The organism is Bibersteinia trehalosi USDA-ARS-USMARC-188 (assembly GCF_000521725.1).
Classification (GTDB): domain Bacteria; phylum Pseudomonadota; class Gammaproteobacteria; order Enterobacterales; family Pasteurellaceae; genus Bibersteinia; species Bibersteinia trehalosi.
Genome location: NZ_CP006954.1, coordinates 210,708 through 219,841 on the forward strand (window position 1 = coordinate 210,708; position 9,134 = coordinate 219,841).

The window sequence follows — 9,134 nt, forward strand, 5'->3', positions numbered from 1 at the left end:
ATCTCTATAGCGTATTTTCGACTTTTCTTGAGACACTTTCTCGATAAGAATAAAGTCAGTGGCAAGCCATGTGCGAGTGAGATTACTATTCACTCACCTTTACTAACTCCCGAATTAGCCCTGTGGCATAGCTTCCACTGCCTAAATAAAATGTCAGCCACAAACCTTCAGGTTTAAATTGCCATTGCAGATTTTGCGGCTTGGTGAACATTGCACGGCGAGCGGATTTCATCCGTTCTTGTTTCATCAAATCTAGCAAAGATTGGTGCTGTTCAATGATCTTTTGTTCTTGTTCACAACAGGTTTTTGATAAACTCTCTTCACCAATCAGTGGTGCGGTTAGCAAAATATCGCCAGATTGTAACCGCTTGTTTAGCTCATCAATCTCTTCACTTTTAGCAATAAAATAGCTATTTGAGCCAGCCAGTTGTAGGGCATCGTTTTCTAATACTTTTTCTGTTAAACCTTGTGCAATACGCTCAGATACGACCAAATTAAACACTTCTGAACGGGCAGCAGAAAGGTAGAAACTGCGTTTTTTGCGATCTTTTACTTTAATTTCGCCCTTTGCCCAACGCAGAGCAGCGGTTAAATTATGTCCGTCTCGTCCGAAACGTTGTTCGGTAAAATAATTGGGAAAACCGACCGCTTGTAAGTGTGTTAAGCGCTGTATAAGTTCATCTGTTTCTACCGTATCACGCAGTAAAATCTCAAACTCGTTGCCATCTAAACTGCCCGTGCGGATTTTACGATTGTGGCGGGTCACTTCTAAAATTTCTATGCCTTCAAGTTGAAATTGGCTGAAATTAGGCGTGTCTTTGCCAGCAAGATGTAAGCAAAACCATTGTTCTGTAATTGCTTTACGGTCTTTTAGACCTGCATAGCTCATATTTTTAATGGAAATACCTGCAAATTCGGCAAGTTTTTCACCTACAAAAAGCGTATTTGCGTCTGTCTTGCGCACTTTAACTGCGACAAATTCGCCTTCGCCTGTTAGTTCATAGCCAAGGTTTTCCCGCACAATAAAATCAGCACATTCAGCTTTTAATCTGGCGTGTTGCTGCGGCTCGCCTAAAAGATAGTGTAAGTTCATGAGGAATAAGGAATTACAAAAGCATATATTCTAGCACTTAGATCAAATAAAGTGATAAAACTGCAACAAATTTCGTAAAATTTGCTATAGTTCGCTCGTTTATTTTTACTTTCAATTTGAGGAGAACTTAAAATGGCTCGTCGTCCACTTGTAATGGGTAACTGGAAATTAAATGGTGACAAGGCGTTCACTAAAAATTTAATTGCGGAATTAAACGCCGAACTCGCTGGGGTTACTGGTTGTGCTGTAGCGATTGCACCACCAGTAATGTATTTAGCAGAAGCGGAAGCTGCATTAGCTGGTTCTGCGATCGCATTAGGTGCACAAAATGTTGATGTGAATGTGAAAGGTGCATTTACGGGTGACATTTCAACTGAAATGCTCAAAGAGTTCGGTGCGAAATATATCATCATCGGACACTCAGAACGTCGCACTTATCATAAAGAGAGCGATGAATTTGTTGCTCAAAAATTCAAAGCATTAAAAGATGCAGGTTTGGTGCCTGTACTTTGTATTGGTGAAACTGAAGCAGAAAATGAGGCAGGTCAGACACAAGCAGTGTGCGCGCGTCAAATTGATGCAGTAATCAATAGTCTTGGTGTAGAAGCGTTCAACGGCGCAGTGATTGCTTACGAACCTGTTTGGGCTATTGGTACGGGTAAATCAGCCACTCCGGCACAAGCACAAGCTGTTCATGCATTTATTCGTGGTCACATTGCGGCGAAATCGCAAGCTGTAGCAGAGCAAGTGATTATTCAATACGGTGGTTCGGTAAATGATGCGAATGCTGCGGAATTATTCACTCAACCTGATATTGATGGAGCGTTAGTTGGTGGAGCTTCATTAAAAGCTGGTGCATTTGCGGTGATCGTTAAAGCTGCAGAAAAAGCGAAAGCGTAATTTTTATTTGAATATACAAGCGGTCGATTTTGTAAAAAATGATGCAAAATCGACCGCTTTGCTATTTGTTGATAGAAAATCGCTTGCAAACTATCCAACTAGAAGAGATTTTGCAAAAAACGGTTGATTTCATTTTGAATCTGCGTAAAATGCGCCCCTGTTACGCAAATTAAGGGTCATTAGCTCAGTCGGTAGAGCAGCGGACTTTTAATCCGTTGGTCGAAGGTTCGAATCCTTCATGACCCACCATTTAATTTCGTATATCACTTTTGTGGGTCATTAGCTCAGTCGGTAGAGCAGCGGACTTTTAATCCGTTGGTCGAAGGTTCGAATCCTTCATGACCCACCATTTAATTTCGTATATCACTTTTGTGGGTCATTAGCTCAGTCGGTAGAGCAGCGGACTTTTAATCCGTTGGTCGAAGGTTCGAATCCTTCATGACCCACCATTTATTTCTTCTTTTAGTACGTCTCTTTAGTTTAGCTTTATACCAAGTGCTTTGTTGATTTGGGTATAAAAAAGCTGAATTTAGTTATTGTCTAATCCAGCCTTGAAGTATTAAGTTGTATAAAGTTAGATAAGCCCTTGCTCTTCTAATTTGCCTAAGAAATATGGCATTTGTTCACGCCAAGCTGGCCAGTCGTGATCAACATCGTGTCCCCAATAGTCAAACCATGCTTCCACGCTTTTCACATTAAATGCATCTTGTAAACGGCGAGTATCAGCAACGTGTTGCTCTTCCCAAGCCCCTTGACCAACGGCAATAATGTAGTGATTTTGGCGATAACGTTCTAAGAACCAGTTATCGTGCGTATTCCACAAATAATCAATCGGAGAATTATGGTACACCGCAGGATCACCATAGTATTCGCCAGTGAAGAAACGAGCATCATAGACACCACTTAACGCAATTGCAGTATCAAACAAATCAGGGTGACGAAGTGCAAAGTTGATTGTGTGATATGCCCCCATACTGCAACCCGTTGCAATCATCGCTCCGCCCCATTGTGATTCGTGGCGAATCAGTGGTACAAGTTCATTGATGATATAACGGTCGTAAGCGTCGTGAGCCAATGCCATATCATGCCCTGATTTGTGTTTAGAAAGCCAAGATTCTGCATCGTAAGAATCTGGGGTGTAGAATTTAATTAAGCCACGCTCAATAAAGGATTTGCAGGCCTCAATCATACCAAAATTACCGTATTCGTTTTGGTTTCCGCCTGATGATGGGAAGACGATCACAGGTTTACCTGCGTGTCCGTAAACATTGAAATACATTTCACGGCCTAGTTCACCGCTCCATTGACTTCTTCTTTCAAAGTGCATTTTATTGTTTTCCTATGGATTAAATGTAGGGGCGAACCGATGTGTTCGCCCTGATATTCCGATGAGATTCATTTGGGCGGACACATCGGTCCGCCCCTACGATTTGCAAATTTTTGTTGAAATTTGACCGCTTACTGTTTTTGCTGTGCAAACGCCGCAATTTCTCTCAATTGCTCCATCGTTTCAGTACGAGCTAAAATACCGTGTTCACCCATAATTTTGGCGAATACACCCGGAACGTGTTGTACGCTGATGATGTTCTCTCGATATTTTTCACACACTTGCTCAATGCTGTGCGCATAGTTTTTATTTGCTTTGCGAGAGATATACACCACATTCCAAGGGTGTGTGATTTCGGTGTGGAATTTGTTTTCTTTGACGATATTGGCAAATTCAGCAAATACATCGCAATCATTCGCATAGTTCCACATATCAATGGTTAAACCACCCGGTGGACGGCAGTTAATTTCAAGTGGCATTAACTCGCCCGTTTTCTTCACACGGAAAAATTCAAAGTGGAAGAAACGTTCACGCACTTTGAATGCGTCCACGCATTTTTTACCGAGTTTGATTAAGTCTGCTTTAATTTCTCGTGGAATGTAGTAGAACATATCGTTGTCTTTTTCAACGGTTTCTAGTACGACTTCTGAGTATTCAAGGCTAGAATGGAACACGATATTGCCGTCTTTATCGGTTAAGCCATCAAAGGTTACGATATCGCCTTCAATAAACTCTTCCATAATGTATTCCACACCAGCGGTTTTATAACCAAAGAAATCTTCTAATTCTTTGTTAGATTTAATTTTATAGGTATCAGATGCACCCACACCTGAATTTGGCTTGATGATAATTGGGAAGCCGTATTTTTTGGCTAATTTACGTGCTTCGTCGTCAGAGTGGAAAACCTGACCTTGTGCCACTTTTAAGCCAGCTTTACGGAATACTTCCTTCATCTGTGCTTTGGTTTTAATAGCGAGCATATCCTCGTTCTTGTAACCAAATACATTGAAATCAGTACGCAATGCAGCATCAAGTTCTAGCCAGTATTCATTGTGAGATTCAATGCGATCAATGCGACCATATTTGTGTGCAAAGTAAGCTACAGCACGATATACTTGCTCATAATCCTCCATATTATCTACACGATAATATTCAGTTAGATTGCGACGAAGATTTTCACTCAACATTTCATATGGCGTGTCTGCAATCCCTAATGTGTTGAAGCCTTTTTCCTTCAAACGCACCGCGAAGGTTTCAAAATTTGTCGGAAAATGTGGCGAAATCATCACAAAATTCATTGGTTTTGTCATTGTTTGCTTTCCTGTTGTAATTGTAAGAAATTTGATTATTAGGCTACCGATTTATGCTTAAAATAGCAACCGGATTATTTGCCAAATGCTTGTTTATATTCGTTTTCATTAAAGCCAATCAGCGCGATGTTGCCGCTAATAACGATTGGACGTTTAATTAAGGTTGGATTTTCTTGTAGTACTTGTAATGCTAAGGCTTTATCAAGATTCTGCTTGATTGCTTCATCTAACCCTCTCCAAGTTGTGCTTTTTTTATTTACTAAGATTTCCCAGCCAAATTTTTCCGCCATCTCTGTTAGCCATTGCGGGTCGAGCCCATCAACACGGTAGTCATGTAGTTGTGGATTGAGATGGTTTTCATTGAGCCATTTGATGGCTTTTTTTACGGTGTCGCAATTTTTTATGCCAAAGATAGTTGTCATGATTAATCCTATTTTTATTGTGATATTGAAAGAGCCAGATTAGGTATTGTTGTGCCATTATCAGGCTTCTATCATTGCCTGCCAAATCTTCACCGCATCAACAGTCTCTGCGACATCGTGCACACGCAAAATTTTTGCGCCATTTTGTACAGCAAGTAAAGCTCCAGCAACGCTGCCGATGAGACGTTGATCGACGGGCTTATCAAGCACTGTTCCAATCATTGATTTGCGTGAAAGTCCAGCCAATACGGGATAACCTGATTGGGCAAATACATTGAGATGTTTTAATAGCTGATAGTTATGTTGCACGGTTTTACCAAAGCCAAATCCTGGGTCGAGAATAATATATTCTTTCGGAATACCAGCGGTTAAGCAGGCAAAAATTCGCTGATTCAGAAAATCGCCGACTTCCTCCACCACATCGTCATAATCAGGTTGCTGTTGCATAGTTTGTGGAGAGCCTTGCATATGCATAATGCATATAGGCAAGCGGAGTTCAGCTGCTGTATCTAACGCATTTGGCTCTGTTAAGGCACGAATATCATTTAAAATATCTGCACCAGCAAGGGCGGATTGACGAAATACTTCTGCTTTAGAGCTATCAATGGAAATTAAGCAATCAAAGCGTTGGCGAACAGCTTCTACCAAAGGTATAACTCGGTTTAGCTCTTCGTCTAGTGTGATAATTTCTGCATTTGGGCGGGTAGATTCGCCTCCAATGTCGATAATATCTGCTCCGTCATTAATCATCTTTTCCACTTGGAATAACGCTTTATCGAGTGTAAAAAATTGCCCACTATCAGAAAACGAATCAGGCGTGAAATTTAAAATCCCCATAATTTTGGGAGAGGTGAGATCTAAAACACGCGCGGTGTTTCGTTGGTTTGTAAACTGAATCTTCATACTATACTCAATGGTTCCTTATGCCTAAACTAAGAAAAATATTGGGATCAAATTCATCACAATCATAGTCAAAACTGACTGTATCAAACGTGATGAACCAAAAATAAATCCACGATTTTTGCCATTATCAAATTTCACCAGCAAGTTTGCCATAGCGGTTAGGGCATAAATTTCAATTAAGGTAAAAATTACTAAATAGGCATATGCTGAAAAAAGTGAAGCGTGCTGTAGAGTAATAAACCAAGGTACACTAATGCCAATTGCCAATAGCGGGCTAATCCACGCTGTTTGTTTTGGTGTGAGATTAATTTTGTGAGAAAAATAGGATTGCAATGATACCGTCATTAGCCCATTAATAAATAATGCCACAGGAATTTGCTCAGGCATACCCAGTTTATTATCAAAAAGGTAAGGGAAAATCACAAAGAATGAAGTTGCAATGCTAATTGGCATAAAGAGCATTAAATGTACAAACAGAAATTCTTTGGTAATGATTTCACGAATTTGTCCCCAACGGAATTTAACTAAATGGGTCACATTTTCCACCTGATAAAAAGGTTTCACCATAAAGGCAAAAAGCGTAGCTTCAAGCAAAAAACAGCACCAAATAAGCGCATTAATCCATTCAAATTGAATAAATGGAATAGCAAGCAATGGTGCTGCCATAGAAGACATGCTAGTTACTCTTAAAAACTTACCTTGCAAACGGGTTTTGCTACTGTAATCATCGCCACCAAGAGCTAGCAAGCATGCTCTTGCGTTAGTCGAAAAAAGACAACTGCCACAGCCAAAACAGATGGTAGCACCAATCAATGCCATGTAATTATCCGCAGAGAGAAATAAGCCATAGGCACAGACATCAAGTAAGCAGCCAAGCAACATCATTTTAGCTAAACCGAATCGGTCGCCTAAAATGCCTGCAAAAATGGCAAGAGCATAACTACAGAAAAATAGCACAGAAAGTGAGAAAGCAATTTCGGCATTGCTTAATCCTTTCTGTTGAAGGTAAATGAAAAACACACTTTGCATTGCAAAGTAGGCGAGGGTAGAGATAAACCTCCGCCATAGGAGTAGGTTTTCTAGAGACATAAATAGCCTAAGTAAGCGGTTAATTTTTTAAGAAATTTTGCAAATTTTTAGCGATTCCTACCCGCTTGTTCGTCGGTAGGTTTTGCTAATGTCAGCGAAAATGTAAGAGTTCCTAATAGCATAAAGCTATAGCCGAGCAATTCACCACACTCTTCAATAATATGTTTCACTGCGCGTAGGTAATGTTCACCCATCGCCATTTTCCATAAAAAGCCACTGCCTAATAAACGTGATGTGACAAGTAGAATGACTAAACCCACAACAAAAATGAGATAGGCACGGTGTTGTACAAAATAGAGTAAACCGGCAGTTGCTTGCTGACGACGAAAGAGTGCATAAAATACACAGCTGAAAGCAACGATTAATGCAGGATAAACCCAGATACTATGCATAATCGCATCTAAATATTGATCCATTTCACGGATAAACATACACAATAAAAAGCCTGCAATCAGGACAAAACCACTACGATATTGTGGATAACTCGCAGCATTTCGCGCAAATAGCCCAATCATAATGAGCAAAAATAGGCTTTGAGTGTATTCCACAATGGATTGTTCACTTTGTGTCTGTAAATCAGTTTGCAGAATAAAAAGATCACAGTAAACAGCGAGAAATGGAATAGCTGCAACCATGCCTAGGCCTAAGAATTTTAGAAAACTTATTAAGAGTAGGTGTAATGAAACGCGTTCTATCATAAAACTTCCGAGTAATCATAAGACTAAAAAATGATATTTTAAGCTTAAAATCAAATTTTTACAGCAAAATGCGGTAGAATCAAACTTATCTTCTGATAACACCTATGTAAAAGATTTTATGCAAACTCAAATTACTCAACTCGCCCAAGCCCTTATTCAACGCCCTTCTATTAGCCCTGATGATCAAGGTTGCCAGCAAGTGATTGCCGAACGCTTACAGGCGGTTGGTTTTCAGATTGAATGGTTGCCGTTTAATGACACGTTAAATCTTTGGGCAACCCATGGTGAGGGCGAATGTTTAGCCTTTGCAGGACATACTGATGTTGTGCCAACAGGGGATGAGCATGCGTGGCAATATCCGCCTTTTTCCGCACAAATTGTGGATGGGATGCTTTATGGCCGGGGGGCGGCAGATATGAAAGGCTCATTAGCGGCAATGGTTGTGGCTTGTGAGCAATTTGTGAAAAATAACCCTGATCATAAAGGAAAAATTGCTTTACTCATTACGTCAGATGAAGAAGCAGCAGCAAAAGATGGTACAGTGCGTGTGGTGGAAACTTTAATGGCACGCCAAGAAGCAATTCATTATTGTGTGGTGGGCGAGCCGTCAAGTAGTAAGCAATTGGGTGACGTGATTAAAAATGGTCGTCGTGGTTCTATCACAGGTGAACTTTATATTGAAGGCATACAAGGGCATGTTGCTTATCCGCATTTGGCAGAAAACCCTGTTCACAAAGCGATGCCATTTTTAACGGAGTTAACCACTTACCAATGGGATAACGGCAATGATTTCTTCCCCCCAACAAGCTTACAGATTGCCAATATCAAGGCGGGGACGGGAAGTAATAACGTGATTCCAGGTGAGCTTTATGTGCAATTTAACTTGCGCTATTGCACCGAAGTGAGTGATGAAATCATCAAAAATACAGTGACGAAAATGCTACAAAAGCACGGCTTAAAGCATCGTATTAGCTGGAATTTATCAGGTAAACCGTTCTTAACGGCTAAAGGAAAATTGGTGGAAGTTGCACAACAAGCGGTAGAAAATATCACGAAAATTACCCCTAAATTGGATACAGGCGGTGGTACATCAGATGCTCGCTTTATCGCTTTAATGGGGGCGGAAGTGGTGGAGTTTGGACCGCTCAATGCTACTATTCATAAAGTAAATGAATGTGTGAGTGTAGAAGACCTAGGCAAATGTGGTGAGGTGTATTATCAAATTGCAGCAAAAATAATGAGTTAAGTGTAAGTAGGCATTTATCTGATTTTTGTTTATTTGTCCAAGCCAAACATTAAGCTTGTTTACAGTAAGCCCGCTAAGCGGGCTTTTATTTATTCTGATTTCAATAAAAACTGCGTTATATTGTTTTTTCTCAAAATATTTATTTA

General features: G+C 40.3%; 9 protein-coding genes and 3 tRNA genes. 5 read left to right on the forward strand and 7 right to left on the reverse strand.

Annotated elements, in window-relative coordinates; all coding sequences use genetic code 11:
* Positions 1–85: 85 nt before the first annotated feature.
* On the reverse strand, positions 86–1,093 hold the full coding sequence (gene truD, locus F542_RS00990; RefSeq protein ID WP_015433460.1) for a tRNA pseudouridine(13) synthase TruD: 1,008 nt from the start codon (positions 1,091–1,093) through the stop codon (positions 86–88).
* Between the two features lie 132 nt (positions 1,094–1,225).
* Between truD and tpiA the strand changes: the two genes are divergently transcribed.
* The 4 genes from tpiA (at position 1,226) to F542_RS01010 (ending at position 2,442) form a co-directional block, all read left to right on the forward strand.
* On the forward strand, positions 1,226–1,993 hold the full coding sequence (gene tpiA, locus F542_RS00995; RefSeq protein WP_015433459.1) for a triose-phosphate isomerase: 768 nt from the start codon (positions 1,226–1,228) through the stop codon (positions 1,991–1,993).
* Between the two features lie 173 nt (positions 1,994–2,166).
* Positions 2,167–2,242: transfer RNA gene (locus tag F542_RS01000), tRNA-Lys, on the forward strand.
* 24 nt (positions 2,243–2,266) lie between these two features.
* A tRNA-Lys gene (locus F542_RS01005) sits at positions 2,267–2,342 on the forward strand.
* Between the two features lie 24 nt (positions 2,343–2,366).
* Positions 2,367–2,442: transfer RNA gene (locus F542_RS01010), tRNA-Lys, on the forward strand.
* A gap of 125 nt (positions 2,443–2,567) precedes the next feature.
* On the opposite strand, the gene F542_RS01015 is transcribed toward F542_RS01010, so the two are convergent.
* The 6 genes from F542_RS01015 to F542_RS01040 form a co-directional block, all read right to left on the reverse strand.
* Positions 2,568–3,320 carry an esterase family protein gene (locus F542_RS01015; protein WP_025266706.1) on the reverse strand — a complete coding sequence of 251 codons (753 nt, stop codon included), beginning with the start codon at positions 3,318–3,320 and terminating at the stop codon, positions 2,568–2,570.
* Between the two features lie 131 nt (positions 3,321–3,451).
* Positions 3,452–4,630, reverse strand: coding sequence for an ATP-grasp domain-containing protein (locus F542_RS01020; protein WP_015433456.1), 1,179 nt, complete (start codon positions 4,628–4,630; stop codon positions 3,452–3,454).
* 74 nt (positions 4,631–4,704) lie between these two features.
* The gene (locus tag F542_RS01025) at positions 4,705–5,052 is read right to left on the reverse strand and encodes an ArsC family reductase (RefSeq protein WP_025266707.1); all 348 of its coding nucleotides are present in this window, start codon (positions 5,050–5,052) and stop codon (positions 4,705–4,707) included.
* Between the two features lie 60 nt (positions 5,053–5,112).
* Positions 5,113–5,955: a dihydropteroate synthase gene (gene folP / locus F542_RS01030; RefSeq protein ID WP_025266708.1), complete on the reverse strand. Its 843-nt coding sequence runs from the start codon at positions 5,953–5,955 to the stop codon at positions 5,113–5,115.
* A 24-nt stretch (positions 5,956–5,979) separates the two neighbouring features.
* On the reverse strand, positions 5,980–7,044 hold the full coding sequence (locus F542_RS01035; RefSeq protein WP_025266709.1) for an MFS transporter: 1,065 nt from the start codon (positions 7,042–7,044) through the stop codon (positions 5,980–5,982).
* 47 nt (positions 7,045–7,091) lie between these two features.
* A complete protein-coding gene (locus tag F542_RS01040) occupies positions 7,092–7,679 on the reverse strand; it encodes a hypothetical protein (protein ID WP_025266710.1) in 588 nt (195 codons plus the stop codon).
* 181 nt (positions 7,680–7,860) lie between these two features.
* On the opposite strand from F542_RS01040, the gene dapE reads away from it, so the two are divergent.
* The gene (gene dapE, locus F542_RS01045) at positions 7,861–8,988 is read left to right on the forward strand and encodes a succinyl-diaminopimelate desuccinylase (protein ID WP_025266711.1); all 1,128 of its coding nucleotides are present in this window, start codon (positions 7,861–7,863) and stop codon (positions 8,986–8,988) included.
* Positions 8,989–9,134: the final 146 nt, after the last annotated feature.

Coding starts and splice junctions, on each gene's coding strand:
- truD (WP_015433460.1), bottom strand. CDS start 1,093: ATGAACTTACACTATCTTTTAGGCGAGCCGCAGCAACACGCCAGATTA.
- tpiA (WP_015433459.1), top strand. CDS start 1,226: ATGGCTCGTCGTCCACTTGTAATGGGTAACTGGAAATTAAATGGTGAC.
- F542_RS01015 (WP_025266706.1), bottom strand. CDS start 3,320: ATGCACTTTGAAAGAAGAAGTCAATGGAGCGGTGAACTAGGCCGTGAA.
- F542_RS01020 (WP_015433456.1), bottom strand. CDS start 4,630: ATGACAAAACCAATGAATTTTGTGATGATTTCGCCACATTTTCCGACA.
- F542_RS01025 (WP_025266707.1), bottom strand. CDS start 5,052: ATGACAACTATCTTTGGCATAAAAAATTGCGACACCGTAAAAAAAGCC.
- folP (WP_025266708.1), bottom strand. CDS start 5,955: ATGAAGATTCAGTTTACAAACCAACGAAACACCGCGCGTGTTTTAGAT.
- F542_RS01035 (WP_025266709.1), bottom strand. CDS start 7,044: ATGTCTCTAGAAAACCTACTCCTATGGCGGAGGTTTATCTCTACCCTC.
- F542_RS01040 (WP_025266710.1), bottom strand. CDS start 7,679: ATGGTTGCAGCTATTCCATTTCTCGCTGTTTACTGTGATCTTTTTATT.
- dapE (WP_025266711.1), top strand. CDS start 7,861: ATGCAAACTCAAATTACTCAACTCGCCCAAGCCCTTATTCAACGCCCT.